Genomic DNA, 317 nt, shown 5'->3' on the forward strand with positions numbered 1-317 from the left:
GACGCATCACTGGTGTTCGGGTTGTCATGCCAATGGCACTGCCCGGTAGCTAAATGCGGAAGAGATAAGTGCTGAAAGCATCTAAGCACGAAACTTGCCCCGAGATGAGTTCTCCCTGAGACTTAGAGTCTCCTGAAGGAACGTTGAAGACGACGACGTTGATAGGCCGGGTGTGTAAGCGCAGCGATGCGTTGAGCTAACCGGTACTAATGAACCGTGAGGCTTAACCTTACAACGCCGAAGATGTTTTGGCGGATGAGAGACGATTTTCAGCACTGATTCAGATTACATCAGAACGTAAAAACGGTCTGATAACA

Annotated in this window: 1 rRNA gene; it reads left to right on the plus strand. The window is 49.2% G+C overall.

Annotated elements, in window-relative coordinates:
* Window positions 1-231: ribosomal RNA gene (locus tag HLV61_RS23165) — 23S ribosomal RNA — on the plus strand; the annotation flags it as partial.
* Between the last annotated feature and the right edge of the window lie 86 nt (window positions 232-317).

Origin of the sequence: Geodermatophilus amargosae (assembly GCF_041028265.1) — a bacterium.
Taxonomy (GTDB): domain Bacteria; phylum Actinomycetota; class Actinomycetes; order Mycobacteriales; family Geodermatophilaceae; genus Geodermatophilus; species Geodermatophilus amargosae_A.